The following is a 24,818-nucleotide window of genomic DNA, read 5'->3' on the forward strand; positions in this document are numbered from 1 at the left end:
GGTCACACGCGCGTGCCGTGTGGTCGTACTAGCCTCCCCGCATGCGTTCGGACAGACTCCGCACCGTCCTGGCCCTGGCCACCACCGCGACCCTGCTCGGTCTCACCGGGGCCGCCTCCCCCGGCGCGCGTCCCGAGCAACGACGCGTCGTCTTCGACGACGCCAAGCCCACCGCGCTCGACAATCCCGTACTTCTCCGCCCCGCCGGGGCGCCGATGACGGTCGTCGCCCATCGCGGGGCCTCGTCGCTCGCGCCGGAGAACACGATGGTCGCCCAGGAGGTCGGACGGCGTTCCGGGGCCGACTTCATCGAGAACGACGTCCAGTTGAGCCGGGACGGCGTGCCCTATCTGATGCACGACACGACCGTGGACCGAACGACGAACGGCAGCGGGGACATCACCACCTTGACGGCCGCGCAGATCGACAGGCTCGACGCAGGGGCCTGGTTCGCCCCGGTCTTCGCCGCCGCGCGCGTCCCGACCCTCGCCGCACAGCTGGCCGACCTGCGGAGCCGCGGCGGGAACCTGCTCCTGGAGATCAAGCGCGCCACCACGGTCCAGCAGGTCAGGGCCATCATCGCCGTCGTGAGGGCGCAGGGGATGACCGGCCGGGTCGTCGTCCAGAGCTTCGAACCCCAGCATCTGCGCTGGGTGCACGAGTCGGCCCCCGAGCTTCCCCTGGCCCTGCTCCGGCGCGCCCTGGACGCCGACCCCGTGGCCACCGCCGAGGAACTCCACCTGTCCGCGTACAACCCCAGCGGAACCGCGCTCGAAACCCGGCCGGGCGTCGTCGCCGACCTGCACCGGGCGGGCATCGCCACGTGGGTGTGGACCGTGGACTCGGCCGCGAAGTGGAGCACGTACGACCGGTACGGCGTCGACGGCATCATCACCAACCGCCCGGGCGAGCTCACCGGCTGGAGCGACGCCCGGAGCACGGCTCCGCCCGCTGCGGCACCATGACCTCCGGCGCACGCCCTCGCCTCTTCACGAGGCTCGGACCGCGTGCCCGCCGCCCCGCGCACCGGTGAAGTGCACGCGGACCGTGAGGCCGCCGCCCTGCGTGTTGGCGAACGCCTCGGCGGTCGCGCCGTGGGCGCGGGCGATGGACTCGACGATCGACAGGCCCAGGCCCACGCCCTCCCCCGGGGCGTGGGTGCGTTCGGTCAGCCGGCGGAAGGGCTCGAAGAGCAGCGGGACGACGTCGGGAGGGATCGCCGGGCCGGTGTTCGCGACCTCGATGCCGTCCGGTCCCGTACGGACCCGGACGCGGCCGCCCGCGACGTTGTGGCGTACCGCGTTCCCGACCAGGTTGTGGAGCAGCCGGTCGAGGAGCACGGTGTCGCCGGGGACGGTCAGGGGCCGGGCGTCGACCGCGACGGTCACGGCACGCGCCTCGGCCTCGGACGCCAGTGCTTCCACGGCCTTCCTCGCGAGTTCGTGCACCGCCACCGGTCGCCGCTCGCGCAGTCCCTGGTCGCAGGCGGCGAGGAGCAGCAGTCCGTCGATGGTCCGTTCGCTGTCGTCGGCGACTTCGAGCAGCTTCCCCCGGATACGGGCGACCCGCTGCGCGTCCGGCTCGCCCGCGAGTCCGATCTCGGCGGCGGCACGCTGCACGGCGAGGGCGGTCCGCAGCTCGTGGGCCGCGTTCGCGGCGAAACGCTGCTGCGACGACACCAGCCGTTCCATGCGCCCGAGCATGTCGTCGAAGGTGTCGGCGAGGTGCTTCAGCTCCCCCGGCGGCCCGTCCAGGGCGATCCTCTCGTGCAGGTTCTCCCCGGAGAGCCGGCGCGCCGTGTCGGTGATCACGGCGACCGGCCGCAGGACACGTCCCGCCATCCACCAGGCGAGGACGACCGACACGACCGCGTACACGGCGAGGACGATCAGGGAGACCGTGAGCAGCCGTTCCAGGGCGGCGCTCTCGGCGGCGTCGCTCAGCGTCCGGGTGATCGCGACGCCGGGGGCCACTCCGGGCGGCACGGGGCCGGGACTGGTGGGCAGGGCATACTCCCACAGCGGTGACGCCGTGGAACGCGGGGTGGCCGGGACGGTGTCGAGTCGCTGTGCGGGGACGGCCGTGGTCATGGCGACGCTGATCGACGCGTAGAGGCCCTCCTTGACCAGGAAGTACACGACTCCCGTGAGCAGCGCGCCCGCCAGGAGCAGGAGCCCGCCGTACAGCGCCGTCAGACGGGCGCGTTCGCCGCCCGTGAGGCGTCGCGCCGTCGCGGCGATCCGTCGTGCGGCCGCGCTCCGTCCGGGCCCCGGGGTCCGTGTCCTCGCCGTGCTCCGGCCCGCGCGCGTTCCCGGGGACGGCTCCCGGCCGCCCGCGCCCGCCTTCACGACCCGATCCGGTAGCCCGCGCCCGGCACCGTCTCCACCACCGGCGGCTCGCCGAGCTTCGCGCGGAGTTTGCTCAGGGCCACCCGAACCGCGTTCGTGCGGTAGCTGGTGTGCTCCTCCCACACCTGCTCGATCAGGTCCTCGCCGCTGACCACGGCGCCCTCCGCGCGCAGCAGGGCTTCGAGGACCGCGAACTCCTTGCGGGACAGCTGCAGATGCCGGCCGTCACGGCTCGCCTGCCGACGGGCGGTGTCCAGGACGATCCCCGCGCGTTCGAGTACGGGCGGCAGCGCGGGCCGGGCACGGCGGCCGAGCGCGAGGACGCGGGCGAGCAGCTCGTCGTACGCGAAGGGCTTGGCCAGATAGTCGTCGGCGCCGAGCCCGAGGCCGTCGACCCGGTCCCGTACCGTTCCCGCCGCCGTCAGCATCAGGACCCGGGTCATCAGGCGCTGCTCGACGACCCGGCGGCACACGTCGTCGCCGTGCATCCCCGGCAGGTCACGGTCGAGGACGAGGACGTCGTACTCCCCGAACTGCAACTTCCGCAGGGCCTCCAGGCCGTCGCCCGCCACGTCGACCGCGAGCGCGTCGCGGCGCAGCCCCTCGGCGATCATCTCGGCGAGGAAGGCCTCGTCCTCCACCAGTAGTACACGCATGCACCCTGTGTATCGGAAACGACCTTTCGTCTCTGTAAACCGATCCGCTGAGAGAAACGAAACACCGCCTGCGCGCACCATCCGGTCCATGACGACTCGACGTATCCGAGAGACCCTCCAGCTGACCGCGGCGGCCTCGCTCGCCGCCCTCTGCCTCCTCGCCACCGCGTGCACCGCCGACGGCGGCAAGAAGACCGGAAGCGAGAGCGTGAGCGAGGAGGGCAAGAAGGCCGACCAGGCGCTGGAGCACCGCAAGTGTCTGCGCGAGCAGGGCCTGGACGTGCCCGAGCCCAAGCCGGGCGAGGAGGGCGTCGGCCTGACCATCGGCGGCGACGGCATGTCCAAGGAGAAGATGGAGAAGGCGTTCAAGGCCTGCCGTGACAAGGGCGGGGCCGGCATGGGGAAGGAACTGACCCAGGCCGACAAGGACAAGATGATCAAGTACGCGCAGTGCATGCGGAAGAACGGCTTCGACATGCCCGACCCGACGTTCGGGGAAGGCGGCGTGTCGGCGGCGCGGCCCATACCGCAGGGCGCGGAGATGAAGAAGTTCGAGAAGGCGAACAAGGCGTGCGAGAGCGTGTCGCGATGAGCCGGCGCAGGCTGGTGGCCGCCCTGGCCACGATCGCGGCGGTCGCGGGCGGCGGCGTGGCCGTCACCGCTCTGGGCGAGGCGGACGAGCCGCGGGCCGTCGCCGACCCGGGGCTTCCGCCCGAGACGGTCCCGGTGACCCGGGGCGACCTCAGCGACAGCTCCCAGCAGGACGGCACCCTCGGGCACCTCGGCGAACGGAAGATCAACGCCGGCCCGGCCGGAACCCTCACCTGGCTCGCCCCGAGCGGCTCCACGGTGGAGCGGGACGAGCGGCTGTACGAGGTCGACGGCGCCCCCGTCCGTCTGATGTACGGGGCCGAACCCATGTACCGGACGCTGAAGACCGGCGACAAGGGCAAGGACGTGCGGCAGCTGGAGGAGAACCTCGCCGCGCTCGGGTACGTCGGCTTCACGGTCGACGAGGAGTTCACGGCGAAGACCGCCGACGCCGTGAAGCGCTGGCAGAAGTCCCACGACCTGAAGCGGACGGGCACCGTCGGCCCCGACGCGATCGCCTTCGCCGGCAGCGCGGTCCGCGTCAAGGAGGCGGGCGCGGCTCCGGGCGACCAGGTCGCGCCGGGGCGGCCGGTGCTCACGGTGACGGGTTCCGAGCGCGTCGTACGGTTCAAGATCCCTGTCGCGGACGCCGGCCTCGCGAAGGCCGGCACCCGGGTCCACGTACAGCTCCCGGACGGGACCCGGGTGGGCGGAAAGGTCTCGTCGGTCGGCAGGACGGCGTCCGCGGGCGACGATCCGCAGGACCGGACGCCGAAGATCGACGTCACGGTCTCCTTCGACACCCCGGAGAAGGTCACCGGCGTCGACCAGTCCCCGGTCACCGTCGACCTCACCGGCGAGACCCGCGAGGACGTGCTCTCGGTCCCCGTCAACGCGCTGCTCGCGCTGCCCGGCGGCGGCTTCGGCGTCCAGGTCGTCGAGAACGGCACGGCGCGGGACGTCGAGGTGGAACTCGGCATGTTCGGCCAGGGCCGCGTCGAGGTCAGCGGCGACGGGCTGCGCGAGGGGATGAAGGTCGGGGTGCCGTCCGCATGAGTACGGTCGTACGACTCTCCGGCGTCACCAAGGAGTACGCCGGCGGGGTCCGCGCCCTCGACGGGGTGGACCTCGCGGTCGGCGAGGGGGAGCTCCTCGGCATCGTCGGTCCGTCCGGTTCCGGCAAGTCCACCCTGCTGCACATCGTCGGCACGCTGGACCGGCCCAGCGCCGGGACGGTCGAGATCGCGGGGCACGACGTGGCATCGCTGACCGACCGGCGGCTGTCCGCGCTGCGCGCCCGCCACATCGGGTTCGTCTTCCAGGCGTTCCACCTGGTGCCCGGGGTCGGCGCGCTGGAGAACGTCGCCGAGGGGCTGCTGTACTCGGGCCTCCCCCGGGCCCGGCGCCGGGCGATGGCCGCCGACGCTCTCGCCCGCGTCGGCCTCGCCGACCGGATGAAGCACCGGCCGCACGAACTGTCCGGCGGGCAGAAGCAGCGCGTCGCCATCGCCCGCGCGGTCGTCGGCGAGCCGGACCTGCTGCTCGCCGACGAGCCGACCGGGGCGCTGGACTCGGCGTCCGGCGAGGCCGTGATGGATCTGCTGCACGACCTCAACGAACAGGGCGCCACGATCGCCGTCATCACCCACGACACGGAGATCGCGGGGCGGTTGCCCCGGCAGGTGCGCCTCCGCGACGGCCGGGTCACGGCCGACACGGCGCTCGGCACGGCGTCCGGAACGGCGTCCGGAACGGTCCCGGCCGCCGGGCCCGGCACCACGCTCGGAAAGGCCGCCGTCTGATGCCCCGTACACGCAGGTCGCTGAAGGCGGCCCGGCTCACCCCGCGTGACGTCCTTCACGTCGGCTCGGCAGGGTTGCGCAGCCGTCCCGTACGCGTGGTGTTGTCGGCGCTGGGAATCGCGATCGGGATCGCCACGATGATCGCCGTGGTGGGCATCTCCGCCTCCAGCCAGGCGCAGTTGATCCGACAGCTCGACGCGCTCGGCACGAACATGCTGGTGGCGAAGCCGGGCGAGGGCATGTTCAGCGGGGAGGAGGTCAAGCTGCCCAAGGACGCGGTCGGCATGGTGGGACGGATCGACGGCGTCGAGGACGTCGGCGCCACCGGCGAACTCAAGCGCTCCGTCCGGCGCTCCGAGAAGATCCCCGAGGCCGAGACCGGCGGCATCGCGGTGAAGGCCGCCACGGAGGGGATGCTCGACGTGCTGCGCGGCGGCATGGGCAGGGGCACATGGCTGAACGCCGCCAACGGCCGCTATCCGTCCGTCGTCCTCGGTCACGTGGCGGCGGAGCGGCTCGGGATCACCGAGCCGGGGCGTCAGGTCTGGATCGACGACCGGTACTTCACGGTCGTCGGCATCCTCGACCCGCTTCCGCTCGCGCCCGAGATCGAGCGCTCGGCGCTGGTGGGCTGGGAGGGCGCGCAGAAGCTGCTGGGCTTCGACGGGCATCCGACGGCGGTGTACGAGCGGTCCACGGACGCGTCCGTGCCGACGGTCCAGAAGCTGCTCGCCCCGACGATCGATCCTCAGAACCCGCAGAACGTCCAGGTGAGCGACCCCTCCTCGGCGCTCCGGGCCAAGGCGGCCACGGAGGGGGCGTTCTCCACGCTGCTCCTGGGCCTGGGCGGGATCGCCCTTCTGGTGGGCGGGGTCGGTGTGGCCAACACCATGATCATCTCGGTTCTGGAACGACGCCACGAGATCGGCCTGCGCCGCTCGTTGGGGGCGACGAGGGGCCAGATCAGGGTCCAGTTCGTCACGGAGTCCCTGATGCTGTCCGGCCTCGGCGGCATCGCGGGGGTGGCTCTGGGCGGCGCGGCAACGGGCGTCTACGCGTACACGGGCGGACTGCCGTGGGTGGTGCCGCCGTGGGCGGTGGGCGGCGGCTTCGCGGCGACGCTGGTGATCGGCACGATCGCGGGCCTGTACCCGGCGGTCCGCGCGTCCCGCCTGTCCCCGACCCTGGCCCTCGCGGCGGCGTAGCGGGGCGCTGTCCGAAGACGGACCAAGGGGCGCCGGGGGCGAAGGCGGTCCCGGACGCCCCTCCGGGGAGACGGCTCGCCCCACCGGCCGTCCGACGCCGTGTGGGCTCCTCGCCGTGGGACACACCGGCCGACTGGCGGGACGGCGCGATCGGAGGGGCCGATGGCAGAGTGGGGCGTACGACCGATCCTTCCCAGCACGCAGTCGGCCGTCCCCGGAGACCGAGCGTCGGGGGTCCGGCGCCCGATCAGAAAGCCTCCATCATGCGGCTTCACCGTCCCCGGCACCGGCTCCTCGCCGTGCTGGCCGCACTCGTGCTCGTACCGCTCTCCGGGTGCGGCGACACCCGGCCCCCGGTCGACAGCGCCCCGCCGCCACGGGCGTCGGCCACCGCGCCGGGCGGCGTGGAGGCGGCCCGGGCACGGTTCCAGGCGCTGGAACGGAGCTACGGCGCCCGACTGGGCGTGTACGCCCTCGACACCGGCAGCGGGCGTGAGGTCGCGTACAACGACGGCGCCCGCTTCCCCTACGCCTCCACCTTCAAGGCCCTGGCCGCCGGCGCCGTGCTGCGCAAGCACCCCGGCGACGGCATGAACCGGGTGGTCACGTACTCCCGGGACGACCTGGTCGCCCACTCCCCCGTGACGGAACGGCACACCTCCACCGGGATGACCCTCGCCGAGCTGTGCGACGCCGCCGTGCGGTACAGCGACAACACCGCCGCCAACCTGCTGTTCGACCAGATCGGCGGCCCCGGGGGCCTGCAGAAGGCTCTCGCGGAGCTGGGCGACGGCGTCACCCGGATGGAGCGGCGCGAGCCCGAGCTCAACGAGTGGACGCCCGGCGCCACACGCGACACCAGTACCCCACGGGCCCTCGCGCAGGACCTGCGGACGTTCGTCCTCGGCAACGCTCTCCGGCCCGCCGAGCGCGCCAGGCTGACCACCTGGCTGCGCACCAACACCACCGGAGCGGAACTCGTCCGCGCGGGCGTGCCCGAGGGCTGGACGGTCGGCGACAAGACCGGAGCCGGCAGCACCTACGGCACCCGTAACGACATCGCCGTCCTCTGGCCGCCCGGCCGGGCCCCGATCGTCCTGGCCGTCCTCTCCAACCGCCTCGGCGCCGACGCCGCGTACGACGACAAGCTCATCGCCGACGCGGCTTCCGCCGTGGCGGAGGCCCTGTCCTGACGGTCAGAGGCTCGCGTCCCGGTGAGTGGTGCGGCCGTCGAGGACGGTGAGGAGGACAGGGAGGTCCACCAGCTCCGTCGCCGGGACGGTGAGGGGGTTGTCCGCGAGGACCGTCAGGTCGGCGCGGTGCCCGATGGCCAGTCGGCCCGCCTCGTGTTCCTCCCCCGCCGCATGGGCCGGAGCCGTCGTCAGCCCCTGGAGCGCCTCCAGCGCGGTCAGCGCCTGCTCGGGGCCGTGCGGGGGCTGGGTCAGGTCCCGGGAGGGACGACGGTGGCGGGCACCCGCCATCACACCCAGCGGCGGGAACGGGGCGATCGGCCAGTCGGAGCCGAGAACGACCGTGGCGCCGGAATCCCGCAGGTCGCGGCAGCGCCACGCGCGCGAGGCGCGCTCCTCGCCGAGACGGCGGGACCAGTTGTCGGTGTGGTCGGCGCGGGTGAAGTCGCAGCAGTGGGTCGGCTGCATGGACGCCAGGACGCCGAGGTCGGCGAAACGGCCCAGCGTGTCGTCGGGCACGCTCTCGATGTGCTCGATCCGGTGCCGCACTCCGCTGCCGCCGCCCGCCTGGGCCTTCTCGACGGAGTCGAGGACATGCCGTACCGCCGCGTCGCCGATGGCGTGGGTGGCGGTCGGAACGCCGGCGCGGTGCAGTTCTCCCACGATCCGGGTGTAGACGTCGGGGTCGGGCCAGAAGGCGTGGGTCGACTCGCCGTGGCAGTCCGGGCGTTCCAGCCAGGCCGTGCCGTTGTCGATCGTGCCGTCCATGAAGAGCTTCACGCCCGCAACGCGCCACAGCTTCCCGCCCGCGCCCTGCTGCTCGATCAGGGCCTTGAGCCCCTCCACGTCGATGCCGGGCTGGCACCAGGGTGCGACCCGCAGCCGCAGAGGGAGCTCCCCGGCCGCCTCCAGCTCCGCGTACAGGGCGAGGCTCTCGCCGTTGGCGTCCATCGCGTGACCGCCGGTCAGGCCCGCGGCGGACATCCGGCGCAGGGCGGCGGCGAGGCGGTCGCGGCGCTCGCCGTGCGTGGGCCGGGGAGCGGCGCGCTCGACGAGTTCGCAGGCCGCGTCCTCCAGGAGCAGCCCGGTCGGCCTGCCCGTCTCGTCGCAGACGATCTCGGCGGCCTGGTCGAAGGTCCGCGGTCCGTCGATGCCGGCGAGTTCGAGCGCGCGGGGGCTGGCCAGCATGGAGTGTGCGTCGAAGAGTTGCAGCAGGGCCGGTACGCCGTCCAGTACAGGAACGAGCGCGGCGGACTCGACGGGCCGGTCACCGAACACGTTCGGGTCCAGGCCCCAGCCGAACAGCCATGCGCCGGGGGCGAGCGTACGTACCTCGCGGGCGACGGCCTCACGGAGCGAGACGAGGTCGGTGCAGCCCGACAGGTCGAGCCCGTGGGTGAGTTCGGCGCCGGAGACGGGGTGGAGGTGCCCGTCGGTCAGGCCGGGGGTGACGACGGCGCCCTTGAGGTCGAGCACCGTCGTCGAGGGGTCGGCGAGCGCGTGTATCTCGCGGTCGTCACCCAGGGCGAAGATCCGGCCGCCGGACACGGCCAGGGCGCTGTCCGGCAGGAGAAGCCCGGTGGCGGGGTCGAGCAGGCGGGCGGAGAGGAGGACGAGAGAGGGACGCACAACGGCTCCAGGAAGTACGGGTGGGGGAAGGTCAGTTCGGGCTGCGGCCGGGGGCAGCGTCGAGCGTGCCGGTCGGGAGGCCCAGTTCGCGCTCCGCCGTGGTGATCGCCATCCGGGTCACCGCCTCGGGGCGGTCGCTCCGGTCGGTGTTCGCGTGGGCGCCGAGGCCGTCGAGGACGACCAGGATCTGGATGGCCGTGGTGCGCGGGTCGTCCGTACGGAACTCCCCGCGTTCCACGCCCTCCCGGATGAGGCCCTCCAGCCGGTCGTCGGACGCGAGCTCCTGCTCGGCGACCCGGTCGCGCAGGAGAGGCCGGTAGCGGCTCAGGTGCCGGGCGTTGGTCCAGAGGCGGCTGATGTCGTCGTACGCCTCTCCGGCCGAGAGCGCGAAGTAGCGCGCGAGGTACGTCGTGGGGGTCCCGTCCGGCCGGTCGGCGGGCAGGAGGGCGTCGAGCTCGCCCGTGGCGGCCGTGGCGAAGGCCTCGGCGACCAGTTCCTCCGCCGACGGGAAGTAGTGGCTGATCAGTCCGGGGCGTACGTCGAGTTCCTCGGCGATCCGCCGGAGGGTCACACACTCGAGCCCCTCGGTCAGGGCGACGCGGGCCGCGGTCTCGACGATCTCGGCCCGCCGGGCCTCCGGAGATTTGCGGATTCGTTTGCGCTGGACGCTTGACGACATACCGGCGATGCTATTGAGTGTGCGACCAATAAGCAAGCAGGTGGGCACGACACGCATCCGGAGGGCCTCATGGCTTCCACCCTTCCCGACCCCAGCCCCGGCGCTCAGGGCGCGCATCTCACGCCGCCCGACACCGACCGGGCGGGCCGGGTCGAGGTCCACGGCATCGACCACATCCCCGATTCCGAGCGCCACGGCCGTCCCCGTGAGCTGTTCGCCGTCTGGGCCGCGGCCAACGTCAACTACCTCAGCCTGGTCATCGGCGGCGCCCTGATCCTCATGGGTCTGAGCCTGGGGCAGGCGCTCGCGGTGATCGTCGTGGGCAATCTGTTCTGGCTGCTCACCGGAGTGCTCGCGATGTCCGGCCCCGCGGCGGGCGCGCCCAGCGAGGTGATCACCCGGGCGATGTACGGCGTACGCGGCAACCGTGTGAACAACGCGGTCACCGGCTGGATGATCTCCGTCTGCTACTTCGCCCTGAACCTGGCCGCCGCCGCGTCCGCGGCCTTCGCCCTGGTCGCCAGGACCGGTCTGCCGACGAACACCGCGGTCAAGATCGCCGTCGTCCTGGCCATCGCGGCGGCCACGCTGACCATCAGCGTCTACGGGCACGCCCTGATCGTGAAGCTCTACCTGCCGATCACGGTCGCCCTCACCGCCGCCTTCGGCGTGGTGGCCTACGCGGTGCTGCTGCACGCCGACTTCGGCTACGCGCCCGAGGGTTCGCTGAGCGGTGTGGACCTCTGGGCGACACTCCTCGCGGGCGTCACGGTGATCGCCTCGGGCCCGCTGTCGTACACCACCAGCGCCGACTTCTCGCGCTATCTGCCGCGTACGGCTTCCTCCGGGGCGATCGTCGGCTGGACCGCGCTCGGCGGCTTCCTGCCCAGCGTCGGCGTCTGTTCGCTGGGGGCGCTGGCCGCGACCGCCGTCGACATGACCGACCCGCAGACGGCGCTGGAGCAGATCCTGCCCGGTTGGTTCACCCCGGTGTTCCTGCTCGCGCTCGTCCTCGGCACGATCTCGATCAACGCCCTGACCGCGTACAGCGCCGGCCTGGCCCTCCAGGCGGTGGGCATCCGCATCCGCCGCTCCTTCAGCGTGATCGTCGACGGCGCCGTCGCCTCGGCCCTGACGCTGTACGCCCTGCTCGTGTCCAATTTCCTCGACACCGTCAGCAACGTGCTCCAGCTGACCGTCGTACTCCTCGGCCCCGCCATGGCGCTGTACGCCACCGACATCGCGCTGCGCCGCAACCGCTACGACGGCCCCGCGCTGATGGACGAGTCTCCGGCGAGCCCCTTCTGGTACTCGGGCGGGGTCAACCGGGCCGGCGCGCTCGCGCTCGGAGCGGGTGTCGCGGCGGCGGCGCTGTGCGTCAACACGCTGTATACGGGCCCGATCGCCGGGGCCCTGGGCGGAGTGGACCTCGCCCTGCCGTTCGGCATCGTCGTCACCTCGGCGGGCTACGCCCTCCTGATGCGGAGGTCGAAGACGGTCCTCGCCGCGCGGGCGGGCGGCTAGGCCCCGAGGTCGGGTGGGGGCGCCCTCGGGCGTACCCGTCCGGTAGGCCGAGCCGCCCCTGCGGCACTCCGGAAGCGGCCCGTCCGGACGACTTCCGGGATCAGGGCGGTCGACTCTCCTACCGGCCGGTAAGGTCCCACGGAACGACAGGGAGGTCGCCGATGGAGCGCCAGTGGAGTCTTGAGGAGTCCGTCGTGGTGGACGCCGCGCCGGAGGTCGTCTACCGGCTGGTGGCGGACCTGCGCGCCATGGGCCGGTGGAGCCCCGAGTGCAGGCGCGTCTGGGTGCGGCGCCCTCCCGTGGGGGCCGGCAGCCGGTTCGTCGGCTTGAACCGGCGGGGGCCGTTCGTCTGGTTCACGACGGGTCGGATCTCCGCGGCCCGCGTGGGCGAGGAGTTCACCTTCGACGTCGGCGTCTTCGGGCTCCCGATCGCCCGCTGGGGCTACCGCTTCGCCGCCGAGGGCACCGGCACTCGCGTGACCGAGACCTGGCAGGACCTGCGAACCGGCCGTGCCTCGCGCCTCACCGAGCTCCTCGGCACGGTCTTCGCGGGAACGAACCCGGAGCGTCGGATCGCCGTGAACCGCCACGGTATGCGCACGACCCTCGACCGGATCGCACGGGCCGCGACGGTCGCCGCGCCATGAGGCGTCGTCCGAGGGGACCGCGCGGCGGCACCGCCCCCTCGGACGCGGCCCCCTCGGGTGCCGTCACGCCGTGAGGCCTGCCGCGCCGAAGGAGACGTCGAAGCGGTCGCACCAGATGGTGACGCTCGTGAAGGCGGACGGGTCGGTGCCCGGCGGGAGCGGGTAGTTCTGGTCCCCCTTGTTGCCCTTCAGCTTGCCCAGGCTGATGTACCTGCCGTCGTCGAAGACGCGCCAGCCGGCCACACCCTCCTTCACCGGGGCGTCCGTCAGCCAGACGCGCAGGTCCGGGCCGTTGCTGGTGTCCAGGTCCTCCAGACGCAGGGTGAGGCTGCCGTCGGCGAGGCGGATGAGCTTCGCCGTGCCGGTGGTGCTGTGCTCGTGGCTGATCAAGGTGCCCTGCGCGAGCGTCCGCGGCCCGGAGGCCGGACTCGGGTCCGGGCCCGGGTCCGGGTCCGCAGCGCCGGGCCAGGAGGCGGAGCCGGGCGCCGCCGTCGGCAGGGCTTCGTCGACCGTCTCGTTCTGCCACAACTTCCAGGGCTGGAACCAGTAGAGCCCCAGCGCCGCCAGCGCCACCGCCGCCACCATCGCGCCCCAGAGCAGCGACCTCCTGCGCCCACGTACCACGGTCGTCCTTCCTGAGTGCCGTTCTGCTTCCGTCCAGGGCATTCCACCCCAGTCGGTGCACGTCGCGCCATGTCCGGCCTGATGACGAAAGTCTTACGGCTCCGTCCTCCGCGCCCCCGAAGGCCGTCCCGGGCCGTGACCGGTGCGAGGCTGGCGTCATGCAGCAGCCTGAACAGTCCCCGCGGACAGCGCCTCGCGTCCTCGTCGTGGACGACGATCCGACCGTCGCCGAGGTGGTCACCGGCTATCTGGAACGGGCCGGATTCACCGCCGAGCGGGTGGCCGACGGCCCGTCCGCGCTGGCGGCCGCCGGGGCGCGCCGGCCGGACCTCGTGGTCCTCGATCTCATGCTGCCGGGCATGGACGGGCTGGAGGTCTGCCGGGAGCTGCGGGCCCTCGGGCCGGTTCCGGTCATCATGCTGACGGCGCGCAGCGACGAGGAGGACCGCATCCTCGGCCTCGAGATCGGCGCCGACGACTACGTCACCAAGCCCTTCAGCCCCCGTGAACTGGTCCTGCGCGTGGAGGCCGTGCTCCGCCGGCACACCGCCGTACGGCAGCCGGGACCGCTGCTGCGTCTGGGCGGTCTCGAGGTCGACCCGGGGGCCCGCCGCGCGGCCAAGGACGGCCGGCCTCTGGCGCTGACGCTGCGCGAGTTCGACCTGCTGAGCTACTTCCTGACCCATGCGGGAGAGGTGTGCGACCGCGAGCGGCTGATGCGGGAGGTGTGGGGGTGGGACTTCGGCGACCTGTCGACGGTCACGGTCCATGTCCGCCGGCTGCGCGGGAAGATCGAGGACGATCCGGCGCGTCCTCTGCTGATCCAGACGGTCTGGGGCGTCGGCTACCGCTTCGACGGGACCACCGGTGCGACGGCCGGAACGCTCGCGCTCCCGTCGCCGCCGACGCTCACGCCGACGCCCACGCGCACCCCCACGCCCACGCCCACGCCCACGCCCACGCCCACGCCCACGCCCACGCCGGAGAGTTGAGACCGTGCGCGACATACTCCTCATCGCCCTGTACGCCTTCGTGGGCGCCGCCGCGGCCGGACTTCTGGGCGCGGGCCTGCTGCGGTTGTCACGGAGCCGGTCGGTCGCGGTGTCGCTCGCCGTCGTCGCCGGCGTCGCCGTGACGGCGATGCTCTCCGGGACGCTCGCGGTGGCGTGGGCGATGTTCCTGTCGCCGCACGACCTCTCCGTGGTCACCACGGTCGTCGCGATGGCCGCCGCCGTCTCGCTCGGTACGGCGCTCCTGCTGGGCCGCCGCGTCGTCGTCAGCTGTCGGGAGCTGGCCGTGGCGGCCCGGGAGTTCGGAGAGGGCGGGGTGTTCACCGCGCCCGGCCTGCCCGCTCCGGCCGAACTGGCGGCGCTCAGCCGGGAGTTGGCGGCCACCAGCGCGCGGCTGGCCGCGTCCCGGGAGCGCGAGCGCGCCCTGGAGGCGTCCCGGCGGGAGCTCGTCGCCTGGATCTCGCACGATCTGCGGACGCCGCTCGCCGGCCTGCGGGCCATGTCCGAGGCTCTGGAGGACGGTGTGGTCGCGGACCCGGCCCGCTACCACCGGCAGATCCGGACGGAGGTCGACCGGCTCAACGGCATGGTGGGGGATCTGTTCGAGCTCTCCCGTATCCACGCAGGCGCGCTGGCCCTGAGCCCGGTCCGCGTCTCGGTCCACGATCTCGTGGGCGACGCCCTGGCCGGCGCGGTGCCGCTCGCGCGCGAACAGGGAGTGCGGCTCGTGGGCGAGCGGGTCGCGCCGGTTCCGGTGGAGGTCGACGGCCGGGAGATGACGCGGGTCCTGGCGAACCTCCTGGTGAACGCCATCCGTCACACCCCGGCCGACGGCACGGTCGCCGTCGCCGCGGAGTGCCGCGCCGACTCGGTGGTCCTGTCGGTCACGGACGGCTGCGGCGGCATCCCCGTCGACGAGTTGCCGCGCGTCTTCGACACGGGCTGGCGCGGCACGGAGGCCCGGACTCCGCCGGCCGGGGCGGGCCTCGGTCTCGCCATCGTCCGGGGCATCGTGGAGGCGCACGCGGGCAGCGCCGATGTACGTAACGTGGACGGCGGCTGCCGCTTCGAGGTCACGCTCCCCGCTGCCCGCTCGTAACGACCTCGCCCCACCCACGGGAGCTCGGACCCGGTCCGGTACCGAGACGCCCGCGACCGACGGCGACCCGGACGTCAGCCCGTTCAGTGCGGTGGTGGTTGCGGGTTCAGGGCGTTGCCGATGGTGCAGCCGCCCTCTCCGGGCATCCGCTGGATCCGGGACGGTACCCATACCCTGGTGTCGCCGGGGCCCACGCGGGCCACAAGGCAGTCCTGCGCGTCGAAGCCGTTGCCCTTCACCGAAAGGAGGACGCCGACCCGGTCGCCGTCCGCCTTCACCTCGGTACGGATCGCCGGATCCAGGTCCAGCGCGGCGAGCAGACGGTGCACCTCGGCCTCGTCCGCCCGGCCGCCCGCCGGCACCCGGGGAAGTCTCGCGCGGAGTTCCTCGTACGGCAGCCGCGGCGGTTCGGGTGGCGGGGCGAAGGTCAGCGGAGGGCCGTCGGGGCAGCCCACCTCGCGGGGATCCTCACGCCACTCCGACGTGGGCGACACCCGAACCGCGAAGCAGCGCCGCACGTCGACCTCTTCGACGTCGAACCATCCGTTGTACGCCGAGCCGGACGTGCGGACGACCAGGTCGACGCCGTCCCCGTCGTGTGTCGAGGTGCCCGTCACCCGCAGGACCTCCACCCCGTCGATGCCGGAAGCGGACCGTCCGACCTCCTCCGCCGTGCGCGGGCGCTGGCCGTAGAGCCTTTCGCCCGCCTTCCTGGCCACCTCTCGTGCGGCGTCCGTCGCCTCGCCCTCGGAGTTCTGCATCACCCCGCAGCCGACGGTGACCAGTAACAGCGGTGCGAGCAGCAGCAGTCGGCGCATGCGTCCACCCTTCCGTCACCCCGCGCGGCGGGCGACCGCTCGCGTACTCGGACCGGCGTAGGTGATCGTACTCATGCCGCCCGAGTCGGCTTGCCCGTACGGCAGTTCACCCCTCGATGAGGTCCCCGACCGCGCGGGCAGGCAGCGCCGGCCCCACGTGCCGTCGCGCGGCCCCGCGCGTCAGCCCGCGTCGGGGCCCGCGGTCAGCCAGGCACCGACTCCCGGGAGGGCGTCCGGCCCGCTGTCGCCCTCCACCGACGCGACGAGATCGGCGATGGTCGTCGCGGCGAGCGAGGCCCTCCACGCGGCGTCCGCGGCGCCCATCGCCCGGGCGATCGGGCACTGCTTCTCGCATTTCTCCGGCGGGGTCGCCAAGGGTCCCCGTTGGCGGATCTCGGTGCAGACGAACGCCGGAGTGGCCCCGTCGACGGCCTGGACGACATCCAGCAGCGTGATGTCACCGGCCTCCCTGGTCAGCACGTATCCACCCGTCTTGCCCTGCACGGATCGCACCAGGCCGGCCCGGGACAGCGACTGCAGCTGTTTGGCGAGATAGCTCGGCGAGACGTCGTGCAGCTCCGCCAGCCGTGCCGCCGGCACCGGCCGGCTGGCCGCCGTGAGGACCACGCAGCAGTGCAGTGCCCACTCGACACCACCGGACAGTTTCATGCGGCCTCCCCGTTTGACTCGGATACAGACTATCCGAGTATCATCTCGGACATCGGCTATCCGAGTTTGCGCCCCCGGGGGTCACCACCCCACGAAGGAAGGCTCACCATGAAGATCACCGTCATCGGCGGCACCGGCCTGATCGGCTCCCAGCTCGTCACCACCCTCAGGGACGCGGGCCACGACGTGCTCGCCGCGTCCCTCTCCTCGGGGGTCGACCTGCTCACCGGCCAGGGTCTGGACGAGGCGCTCGCCGACGCCCACACCGTCGTCAACGTGACCAACTCCCCGACCTTCGACGAGGCGTCGCTCGACTTCTTCCGCACCACCGTCGGCAATCTGCTCAACGCCGGCGAGCGGGCCGGCGTACGCCACCAGGTCGCCCTGTCGATCGTCGGCGTGGACCAGGTCCCCGCGCTCGACTACTACCGCGCGAAGGTGCTCCAGGAAGACCTCCTGCGCGACGGGCCCGCCCCGTACTCGATCGTCCGCGCCACGCAGTTCTTCGAGTTCATGGACGCCGTGCTGTCCTGGAGCGCGGACGACCGGACCGTACGACTGCCCTCGACGCCCCTCCAGCCGATCGCGACCGCCGACGTGGTCGACGCCCTCGCCGACGTCGCCACGGGGGCGCCGCTGAACGGGACGCTCGACGTCGCCGGCCCCGACCTCCTCACCCTGGACGAGATCGGCCGGATCACCCTGGCCGCGCGCCAGGACCGGCGTCAGATCGTCGTCGACGACCAGGCCGGCATGTTCGCCGCCGTCAGCGGCGACGTCCTCACGGCAGGCCCCGGCGCCCGCCTGGCCCCCACCCACTACCAGGACTGGCTCAAGACCAGCCTCGACAGCTGAACGACCCGGCACCACCGAGCCCCCTGCCACGTTCACCGGCAGGGGGCTGAGGGTTCCGGCACGCCGGACACCCTTGGGCGTCCGGACGGCAATCGGGCCCGCTACGCCGGGCGCAGCCGGACCGGGAGCGACTGGTGGCCGTTGCTGATCAAGGACGGCAGAGGGCGCAGCTCGGCGGGCGGGGTGGCGAGGGAGACGTCGGGGAAGCGGGTGAAGAGCTGCTCCAGGGCCGTGGCCACCTCCAGCCGGGCCAGGGGGGCGCCCAGGCAGAAGTGGATGCCGTGGCCGAAGGCGAGGTGGTCCTTGGTGGGGCGGGTGACGTCGAACGCGTCGGCCGTCGGCCCGTGCCAGCCGGGATGGCGGTTGGCCGCCGCGTACGAGGCGAGGATCGCCTCGCCCCGGGCGATGGTCCGGCCGTCGGGGAGTGCGATGTCCGTGACCGCGTAACGCAGCGGGAGGTGTTTGACGGCCGGTTCGTGGCGGAGGGTCTCCTCCACCACGTCGTTCCAGCCGGACCGGCCGGCGCGGAGGTGGGCGAGCTGTTCCGGGTGGGTGAGCAGGGAGGTCACCGCCTGGTCGATGACGTTCACCGTCGTCTCGTACCCGGCGCTGATCACCAGCAGGAGCGTGTCGCGCAGTTCGGCCTCGGTCAGGCGGGATCCGTCCTCGTCGCGGGTGGCGATCAGGAGTGAGGTCATGTCGTCGCCCGGCTCGGCCCGTCTGGCGGCGACGAGGTCGTCGAGGAGGCCGTAGAGGCGTCCGGCGTTGGCCGCGGCCTCCTCGGAGGTGAGCGTGGTGTCGAAGACTCCGTCGACGACCGCGCGGAAGCCGTCGCGCCGCGCTTCGGGGACGCCCATCATGTGGCCGATGAGCGCGATGGGCAGCGGGTACGCGAGCCGTTCGCGCAGGTCGACCACCTCGCCGGGCGGCTCGGCCGCCAGGTCGTCGAGGAGCCCGCCCACCAGAGCGTCGACGACCGGACGCAGGGCGGCGACACGGCGGGCGCTGAACGCGGGGGCGACCAGGCGGCGGAGCCTCGCGTGGTCGGCGCCGTAGGCGGTGAACATGTTCGTCACCGCGACCCAGAGGGCGAGCGGCCAGTCGCGTACGGCCTCGTCGAACACCGGCCAGTGGCGCCGGCCGTCCTTGGACACGTCCGGGCCGGTCAGGAGCTTCCTGAGCAGGACCGGGTCGGTGATCGACCACGCCCGCACGCCGAGGACGTCCACGAGGGCCGCGGAGCCGTGGGCGCGCAGCAGCCGGTGTTCGGCGTGGTGGTCGGCGCCTGTGGGGTCGAGGACGATCGGGCGGTTCGGCCGGCTCACGGTCGGTCCTTTCGAGGGCGGGCGAAGAAGGGGCCTCTCCAGGGTGGCGTCTCCGCCCAGCTGACGGAAGATCAGAAAGTCGCCCCCTCTGGCCGATTCGAGTCGCCGGACCTCGCATCAGGTCATCTGTCCCGGACTCTTGACTCCGCTCACGGCTGCCGGGATCCTCGACCCACCTTTCGTGCGGAACATGACAATTCCTCGACCGAAGACGTGAGTGATGTCCATGAGACCCCCCACGCACAGCCGTACGTCCGGCCGGCGCGGGCCGCTGGCCGTGCTGGCGCTGCTGCTCGCCACCGTGGCCATGCTGCTCGGGCCCGCGCCCGGTTCCGCGGCCGACGACACCTGGTGGAATCCCACCGCCCGCCCCGCACCCGACTCCCAGATCAACATCACGGGTGAGCCGTTCAAGGGCACGAACGCGCGGGGCGAGGTGCGCGGCTTCGTCGACGCGCACAACCACCTGATGTCCAACGAGGCCTTCGGCGGACGCCTCATCTGCGGCAGGACGTTCTCGGAGCAGGGCGTGGCCGACGCGCTCAAGGACTGCCCCGAGCACTACCCCGACGGCTCGCTCGCGATCTTCGACTTCATCACCAAGGGCGGCGACGGCAAGCACGACCCCGACGGCTGGCCGACGTTCAAGGACTGGCCGGCCCACGACTCGCTCACCCACCAGCAGAACTACTACGCCTGGGTGGAGCGGGCCTGGCGCGGCGGCCAGCGGGTCCTCGTCAACGACCTGGTCACCAACGGAGTCATCTGCTCGGTCTACTTCTTCAAGGACCGCAGCTGCGACGAGATGACCTCCATCCGCCTGCAGGCACGCAAGACGTACGAGATGCAGGAGTACGTCGACAAGATGTTCGGCGGCCCGGGCAAGGGCTGGTTCCGGATCGTCACCGACTCCGAGCAGGCCCGCGAGGTCGTCAAGCAGGGCAAACTGGCGGTCGTCCTCGGTGTCGAGACCTCCGAGCCGTTCGGCTGCAAGCAGATCCTGGACATCGCGCAGTGCTCCCGGGCCGACATCGACCGCGGCCTCGACGAGCTCCACCAGCTGGGCGTGCGCAGCATGTTCCTCTGCCACAAGTTCGACAACGCGCTGTGCGGTGTCCGGTTCGACGGCGGCGCGCTGGGGACCGCGATCAACGTCGGCCAGTTCCTGTCGACCGGGACGTTCTGGAAGACCGAGAAGTGCACAGGCCCGCAGCACGACAACCCGATCGGGCTCGCCGCGGCTCCGCAGGCGGAGAAGCAGCTCCCGGCGGGCGTGGCGGTCCCGGCGTACGCGGCCGACGCGCAGTGCAACACCCGCGGCCTCACCGAACTGGGCGAGTACGCGCTACGCGGGATGATGAAGCGCAAGATGATGCTCGAGGCCGACCACATGAGCGTCAAGGCCACGGGCCGCGCCCTGGACATCCTGGAGTCCGCGTCGTACCCGGGCGTGATCTCCTCGCACAGCTGGATGGACCTGAACTGGACCGAGCGGGTCTACGGTCTCGGCGGCTTCATCGCCCAGTACATGCACGGCTCCGAGGGCTTCATCTCGGAGGCGAAGCGGACCGACGCCCTGCGGGAGAAGTACGGTGTCGGCTACGGCTACGGCACCGACATGAACGGCGTCGGCGGCTGGCCGGGACCGCGGGGCGCGGACGCCCCCAACGCGGTCACGTACCCCTTCCGCAGCACGGACGGCGGCTCGCTCATCGACCGGCAGACGACCGGGCAGCGGACCTGGGACCTCAACACCGACGGCGCCGCGCACCACGGCCTGGTGCCGGACTGGATCGAGGACATCCGGCGCGTCGGCGGCCAGGAGGTCGTGGACGACCTCTTCCGGGGCGCCGAGTCCTACCTCGACACCTGGGGCGCGTCCGAGCGGCACCGGGCCGGGGTGAACCTGGCCTCGGGCGCTCCGGCTTCGGCGTCGACCACCGAGTGGTGGAACCCGTTCACCACCTTCGTGGCCGGCCGCGCCGTCGACGGTGACAGCGGCACCCGGTGGGCCAGCGAGTGGAAGGACGGCCAGTGGCTCCGTATCGACCTCGGCGAGCCGCAGCTCGTCAAGCGGGTCACGCTCGACTGGGAGCGGGCGTACGGCAAGGCGTACCGGATCGAGGTCTCCGACGACGGCTCCGCGTGGCGGACGGCCTGGTCCACCACGAGCGGTGACGGCGGCCTGGACACCGTGCAGTTCGCCGGTACGACCGCACGGTATCTCCGGATCTACGGGACGCAGCGCGGCACCGACTGGGGATACTCGCTCCGTGAGGTCGGCGTCTACAGCGGCTGACGGCTCTCCCCCGGGCGGGGCGACGGGGCGACACGCCTCGTCGCCCCGCCCGGGCCGTGGAGGCCGGGAGCCGTGACCGTGGCGAGGGCCATGGGTGTACGAGAAAGGAACCACCACATGTCCCGTCTGCCGCTCGTCGAACGGCGCCGGCAGCTCACCGAGGCGGCCATCCGCGCCATGACCCGGGACGGCGTGCCGCGTACGACGACCCGGTCCATCGCGGCGGAGGCGGGCGTGTCGCTGAGCGTCTTCCACTACTGCTTCGACTCCAAGCAGGCCCTTCTGGAGTCCGTGATCACGGCGATCACCGACCACTACGTCGGCACGGTGAAGAAGGCGCTGCGGCCGCGCGCGACGTTCCGGGAAACCCTCCGGGCCGGGTTCGAGGCGTACTGGGAGCATGTCCGCGCCCATCCGGGCGAGCACATGCTGACCTACGAGCTCACCCAGTACGCGCTGCGCACCCCGGGGTTCGAGCCGCTGGCGCGCCGTCAGCACGAGCGGTACGCCGAGATCTACCAGGAACTCATCGAGGAACTCGGCGCGAGCATGATGCTCGAACTACGCGTCCCCGTACCGGTGCTGGCCCGCTACCTCGCGGCGGTCACCGACGGGCTGACGCTGAACCTCCTCGTCGTGGGCCACGACGAGGAGTCCTCCACGGCGCTCCTCGACCTGGTCACCGAGCAGGTCGCGGCGCTCGTCGGGGACGGTGACCGGGACCCCTCAGTGGGCCCGCGAAGCTCCCACGCCTAGAACGTACGGCCGTCCAGTGGGGGCGAGGAGGGCGAAATCGCGGTCGACGAGTGCGGTCAGTTCTTCGGGCCGGACGGGCGGGCCGACGCTCGTACGGCTCTCCCCCGCGGCGGCCGACGCCGAGAACGGCCGGCGGCTGTGGGAGATGTCGGAGCGGCTGACCGACCTACGGTTCGACGTACGGGCCCGCGCCGCCGAATGATCGGTTTCCGTGGCCGGTCCGGCCACGGCCGCCCCGCGGGCGGCCGAATCCGCGTCAGGTGTGGGTATAAACAGGCGCATGCACCAGGCAGAACGCTTCGAGCTGACCTTTCCGGTGTCGGGTGACTCCATCGTGGTCACCCGCACGGACCGTACGGGCGCCGGCGGGCACCCCCTGTACGCCGACGAGACCGGCATCGTGCGGGCCGAGATCGACGATCAGGGGAATGTGCGCATGGTCGCCAGCGGTGGACACCAGAGCCACGACGTGCCCGCCCGGGCGGTTCCCGTGGACTGAGTGTCCACGGGAACCGCCCGGCGGGCGGGGACGGCTTCCAGGCGCCGGGCGCCCGTCACCGTACGAGCGGGCACGGCTCCCCGAACGCGGGCGCCCGTCACCGTACGGGCGCGGGCGGTGCTCAGGCGTACGGGTCGAACGGGATGCCGGCGGGCTTCGCCTCCGCGAGGTGGGGAGCGAAGCTGCCGTCCTTCAGCCCGAAGTGGGCGCTGCCGAAGTCTGCCTGGACGAGCTTGTCCCGCACCCCGGCGGGGTAGCCGTTCCAGCCGACCAGGGCGGGGAACTGCCACCGGCCCTTGTGGTTCTCCGGCGGCTCGTCGTTCGCGTTGGCGGGGCGGAAGCAGTGCGTGCTCACGCCGTCCTTGTGATAGACGACCTTGGGGTGCGTCCCGTCCCAGCGGATCTGGTCACGGCCGTACGTGTTGAAGTCCCCGTGCGCGGAGGTGGAGACGTACTTGGCCTGGTTGTCCTGGATCCAGACGACGACGTGCTCCCAGTCGTGGCGGTGGCCGCCGAGCCCGATGCCGGGTATCGCCTGGTCCTTCTCGAAGTACAGGCCGTAGAGCACGGCACACCAGCCGTTGTTGCACTTGGCGCGGGAGTACCCGTTGGTGTTGTCGAGGTCCCAGGCGTCCCGGCACGAGCCGTTGAGAGCACCGGAGGGCTTGAGGCCCGGGTTGATCGTCCCGTCGGGGCCGATGGCCGCCGAGGAGTAACAGCCGTCACCGTCGTAGTCGTAGGCGGGCTGGAACGTCTGCTCGAGCACGTCCGCGTTGGCGGGCAGCGGCGGGGGCGGCGCGGCGAACGCGCTGCCCGGGACGGCGACGACCAGTGCGATGCTGCTGCCGAGGGTGACGGAGACCCTGCGGATCCACGAACTCGTCTTCAACTGCGTCCTCCTGAGGGGCCGCGACGCGGGGTGCGAGGCGGTGTGTGATGCGGGGTGCCGTGCGCGTGCGCGATTGGCATGCCCAGATCAGCTGTCTCGAACCCCGCTGTCGCGTGGAGAACCGGCCGATGACGGCGCGATGAAGTTGAGGCGGGCGCCGCCCCGTCAGACCTTCGCCCCGGAGGGCGCGTTCGGGGCCGTGGCCCCCTCGCCGGTCGCGCCGCTCCCGACCTCCGGGCGGACGGGGATGAGGAAGGCGACGACCGCCGCGGCGAGACCCACGCCGCTGCCGATGAGGAGCGCGACCCGGAAGGCGCCCTCGGAGGGCAGGAGATGACCGGCGAAGTCCGTGGTCATCTGCGCCAGGACCACGCCCATCACGGCGGCGGAGACGGAACTGCCGATCGAACGCATCAGGGTGTTGAAGCTGTTGGCGGACGCGGTCTCGGACCGGGGCACCGCGCCCATGATGAGGGCGGGCATCGCCCCGTACGCCAGGCCCACGCCGGTGTTGCAGATGAGGGTCACGACGAGCAGGCCGGCCGTCGAGCCCATGAGCGGCAGGGCGCACGCGTACCCGGCGGCGATGACCAGGCTGCCGACGCCGAGGGTGATCTTGGGGCCGCGGGCCGCGGTGAGCTTGGCGCCGAGGGGGGCGAGGACCATCATCATCAGTCCGGCCGGGGCCATCCAGAGCCCCATCGCGAGCATCGACTGTCCCAGCCCGTACCCGGTGGCCTCGGGCAGCTGGAGCAGCTGGGGCACGACGAGCGACTGGGCGTACATCGCGAAGCCGACCAGCACCGAGGCCGCGTTGGTCATGAGCACCAGCGGACGTGCGGTGACCCGGAGGTCCACCAGCGGTTCGGCGGTACGCAGTTCCCACCATCCCCACGCCAGCAGCGCGGCCACCGAGGCGGCGAAGAGGCCGAGCGTCGTGCCGCTCGCCCAGCCCCAGTCGGAGCCCTTCGACACGGCGAGCAGCAGACAGACCAGCGCGCCGCCCAGGCCGACGGCGCCGGGCACGTCGAAGCGGCCGGCGTCGGACTCGGTACGGCCGGCGGGGACGCGCAGCCGGACGAGCACCCCGACCACGGCGGCCAGAGCGGCGACGACCCAGAAGAGCACGCGCCAGCTGGCGTTCTCGGCCACCGCGGCGGAGAAGGGGAGTCCGAGCGCGCCGCCCACCCCCATGGAGGCACTGATCAGGGCGATGGAGGCGCCCAGCCGTTCCGGCGGCAGCACGTCACGCAGCAGGCTGATCCCGAGCGGTACCACGCCCATGCCCAGACCCTGGAGGCCGCGGCCGACGATCATCGGGACGACGGAGGAGGACAGGGCGCAGACCACGGAGCCCAGCACCAGCGGCGCCACGGAGACGAGCAGCATGCGCCGCTTGCCGTACATGTCACCCAGCCGCCCGGCGACCGGCGTGGCCACCGCGGCCGAGAGCAGGGTGGCGGTGACCACCCAGGACGCGTTGGACGCGGAGGTCCCGAACAGCCTGGGCAGGTCACCCAGAAGGGGCACCACCAGGGTCTGGGTGAGCGCGGCCACGATGCCCGCGAAGGCGAGGACGCCGACGACGCCGCGAGGGCGTTCGTCGGTCTTGGAGCTGGTCACGTGCTTCTCCCTGAGGGACCGAATGGGCGACATGCATGATGCACAGACGATGCAGCATACACATCGCTTGTATCATGCATA

At 72.4% G+C, this 24,818-nt stretch carries 25 protein-coding genes; 15 read left to right on the forward strand and 10 right to left on the reverse strand.

Going from position 1 to position 24,818, the window contains the following annotated elements; translation table 11 throughout:
- Positions 1–41 precede the first annotated feature (41 nt).
- Positions 42–965, forward strand: coding sequence for a glycerophosphodiester phosphodiesterase family protein (locus tag M5362_RS30945; RefSeq protein ID WP_260231164.1), 924 nt, complete (start codon positions 42–44; stop codon positions 963–965).
- A gap of 24 nt (positions 966–989) precedes the next feature.
- On the opposite strand, the gene M5362_RS30950 is transcribed toward M5362_RS30945, so the two are convergent.
- Positions 990–2,240 (reverse strand): HAMP domain-containing sensor histidine kinase, encoded by a 1,251-nt coding sequence (locus M5362_RS30950; RefSeq protein WP_260231263.1) that lies wholly within the window; start codon positions 2,238–2,240, stop codon positions 990–992.
- A 104-nt stretch (positions 2,241–2,344) separates the two neighbouring features.
- Entirely contained in the window at positions 2,345–3,004 is a 660-nt protein-coding gene (locus tag M5362_RS30955) for a response regulator transcription factor (RefSeq protein WP_260231165.1), read from the reverse strand.
- 88 nt (positions 3,005–3,092) lie between these two features.
- On the opposite strand from M5362_RS30955, the gene M5362_RS30960 reads away from it, so the two are divergent.
- From M5362_RS30960 to bla, 5 genes are all read left to right on the forward strand, one after another.
- Positions 3,093–3,596 carry a hypothetical protein gene (locus tag M5362_RS30960; RefSeq protein ID WP_260231166.1) on the forward strand — a complete coding sequence of 168 codons (504 nt, stop codon included), beginning with the start codon at positions 3,093–3,095 and terminating at the stop codon, positions 3,594–3,596.
- Positions 3,593–4,651, forward strand: coding sequence for a peptidoglycan-binding protein (locus tag M5362_RS30965; RefSeq protein ID WP_260231167.1), 1,059 nt, complete (start codon positions 3,593–3,595; stop codon positions 4,649–4,651). Before M5362_RS30960 ends, M5362_RS30965 begins: the two co-directional genes overlap by 4 nt.
- Complete coding sequence (locus M5362_RS30970) at positions 4,648–5,397, forward strand: ABC transporter ATP-binding protein (RefSeq protein WP_260231168.1); 750 nt, start codon at positions 4,648–4,650, stop codon at positions 5,395–5,397. Before M5362_RS30965 ends, M5362_RS30970 begins: the two co-directional genes overlap by 4 nt.
- Entirely contained in the window at positions 5,397–6,602 is a 1,206-nt protein-coding gene (locus M5362_RS30975) for an ABC transporter permease (RefSeq protein ID WP_260231169.1), read from the forward strand. The genes M5362_RS30970 and M5362_RS30975 overlap by 1 nt, the downstream gene beginning before the upstream one ends.
- A gap of 263 nt (positions 6,603–6,865) precedes the next feature.
- The gene (gene bla / locus M5362_RS30980) at positions 6,866–7,795 is read left to right on the forward strand and encodes a class A beta-lactamase (RefSeq protein WP_260231170.1); all 930 of its coding nucleotides are present in this window, start codon (positions 6,866–6,868) and stop codon (positions 7,793–7,795) included.
- 3 nt (positions 7,796–7,798) lie between these two features.
- On the opposite strand, the gene M5362_RS30985 is transcribed toward bla, so the two are convergent.
- Entirely contained in the window at positions 7,799–9,421 is a 1,623-nt protein-coding gene (locus tag M5362_RS30985; protein ID WP_260231171.1) for an amidohydrolase, read from the reverse strand.
- A gap of 31 nt (positions 9,422–9,452) precedes the next feature.
- A complete protein-coding gene (locus M5362_RS30990) occupies positions 9,453–10,100 on the reverse strand; it encodes a TetR/AcrR family transcriptional regulator (RefSeq protein ID WP_260231172.1) in 648 nt (215 codons plus the stop codon).
- Positions 10,101–10,169: 69 nt separating this feature from the next.
- On the opposite strand from M5362_RS30990, the gene M5362_RS30995 reads away from it, so the two are divergent.
- Both M5362_RS30995 and M5362_RS31000 read left to right on the forward strand, forming a co-directional pair.
- On the forward strand, positions 10,170–11,624 hold the full coding sequence (locus M5362_RS30995) for a cytosine permease (RefSeq protein ID WP_260231173.1): 1,455 nt from the start codon (positions 10,170–10,172) through the stop codon (positions 11,622–11,624).
- A gap of 161 nt (positions 11,625–11,785) precedes the next feature.
- The gene (locus M5362_RS31000) at positions 11,786–12,271 is read left to right on the forward strand and encodes an SRPBCC family protein (RefSeq protein WP_260231174.1); all 486 of its coding nucleotides are present in this window, start codon (positions 11,786–11,788) and stop codon (positions 12,269–12,271) included.
- Positions 12,272–12,334: 63 nt separating this feature from the next.
- On the opposite strand, the gene M5362_RS31005 is transcribed toward M5362_RS31000, so the two are convergent.
- The gene (locus M5362_RS31005) at positions 12,335–12,856 is read right to left on the reverse strand and encodes a DM13 domain-containing protein (RefSeq protein WP_260231264.1); all 522 of its coding nucleotides are present in this window, start codon (positions 12,854–12,856) and stop codon (positions 12,335–12,337) included.
- A 197-nt stretch (positions 12,857–13,053) separates the two neighbouring features.
- On the opposite strand from M5362_RS31005, the gene M5362_RS31010 reads away from it, so the two are divergent.
- Both M5362_RS31010 and M5362_RS31015 read left to right on the forward strand, forming a co-directional pair.
- Positions 13,054–13,887, forward strand: a complete 834-nt coding sequence (locus tag M5362_RS31010) for a response regulator transcription factor (protein ID WP_260231175.1) — start codon at positions 13,054–13,056, stop codon at positions 13,885–13,887.
- Positions 13,888–13,891: 4 nt separating this feature from the next.
- Positions 13,892–15,004: a sensor histidine kinase KdpD gene (locus tag M5362_RS31015; protein ID WP_260231176.1), complete on the forward strand. Its 1,113-nt coding sequence runs from the start codon at positions 13,892–13,894 to the stop codon at positions 15,002–15,004.
- An 83-nt stretch (positions 15,005–15,087) separates the two neighbouring features.
- Here the strand turns inward: M5362_RS31015 and M5362_RS31020 are convergent, their stop codons facing one another.
- Positions 15,088–15,822 (reverse strand): translation initiation factor IF-2, encoded by a 735-nt coding sequence (locus M5362_RS31020; RefSeq protein ID WP_260231177.1) that lies wholly within the window; start codon positions 15,820–15,822, stop codon positions 15,088–15,090.
- A 180-nt stretch (positions 15,823–16,002) separates the two neighbouring features.
- Positions 16,003–16,491, reverse strand: coding sequence for an Rrf2 family transcriptional regulator (locus tag M5362_RS31025; protein WP_260231178.1), 489 nt, complete (start codon positions 16,489–16,491; stop codon positions 16,003–16,005).
- 108 nt (positions 16,492–16,599) lie between these two features.
- On the opposite strand from M5362_RS31025, the gene M5362_RS31030 reads away from it, so the two are divergent.
- Complete coding sequence (locus M5362_RS31030) at positions 16,600–17,346, forward strand: SDR family oxidoreductase (RefSeq protein ID WP_260231179.1); 747 nt, start codon at positions 16,600–16,602, stop codon at positions 17,344–17,346.
- Between the two features lie 101 nt (positions 17,347–17,447).
- Here M5362_RS31030 and M5362_RS31035 read toward each other — a convergent pair whose 3' ends face one another.
- Positions 17,448–18,671 (reverse strand): cytochrome P450, encoded by a 1,224-nt coding sequence (locus tag M5362_RS31035; RefSeq protein ID WP_260231180.1) that lies wholly within the window; start codon positions 18,669–18,671, stop codon positions 17,448–17,450.
- 220 nt (positions 18,672–18,891) lie between these two features.
- Here M5362_RS31035 and M5362_RS31040 point away from each other — a divergent pair, with 220 nt between their 5' ends.
- The 4 genes from M5362_RS31040 (at position 18,892) to M5362_RS31055 (ending at position 22,225) form a co-directional block, all read left to right on the forward strand.
- On the forward strand, positions 18,892–20,970 hold the full coding sequence (locus tag M5362_RS31040; protein ID WP_374214553.1) for a discoidin domain-containing protein: 2,079 nt from the start codon (positions 18,892–18,894) through the stop codon (positions 20,968–20,970).
- Between the two features lie 117 nt (positions 20,971–21,087).
- Positions 21,088–21,726 (forward strand): TetR/AcrR family transcriptional regulator, encoded by a 639-nt coding sequence (locus M5362_RS31045; protein WP_260231182.1) that lies wholly within the window; start codon positions 21,088–21,090, stop codon positions 21,724–21,726.
- A gap of 16 nt (positions 21,727–21,742) precedes the next feature.
- Entirely contained in the window at positions 21,743–21,928 is a 186-nt protein-coding gene (locus M5362_RS31050) for a hypothetical protein (RefSeq protein ID WP_308354925.1), read from the forward strand.
- A 78-nt stretch (positions 21,929–22,006) separates the two neighbouring features.
- Positions 22,007–22,225 (forward strand): DUF6296 family protein, encoded by a 219-nt coding sequence (locus M5362_RS31055; RefSeq protein WP_260231184.1) that lies wholly within the window; start codon positions 22,007–22,009, stop codon positions 22,223–22,225.
- Between the two features lie 121 nt (positions 22,226–22,346).
- Here M5362_RS31055 and M5362_RS31060 read toward each other — a convergent pair whose 3' ends face one another.
- Positions 22,347–23,114, reverse strand: a complete 768-nt coding sequence (locus M5362_RS31060; RefSeq protein ID WP_260231185.1) for an NPP1 family protein — start codon at positions 23,112–23,114, stop codon at positions 22,347–22,349.
- Positions 23,115–23,279: 165 nt separating this feature from the next.
- Complete coding sequence (locus tag M5362_RS31065) at positions 23,280–24,737, reverse strand: MFS transporter (protein WP_260231186.1); 1,458 nt, start codon at positions 24,735–24,737, stop codon at positions 23,280–23,282.
- Between the last annotated feature and the right edge of the window lie 81 nt (positions 24,738–24,818).

The organism is Streptomyces sp. Je 1-79, from assembly GCF_025195125.1.
Taxonomy (GTDB): Bacteria; Actinomycetota; Actinomycetes; order Streptomycetales; family Streptomycetaceae; genus Streptomyces.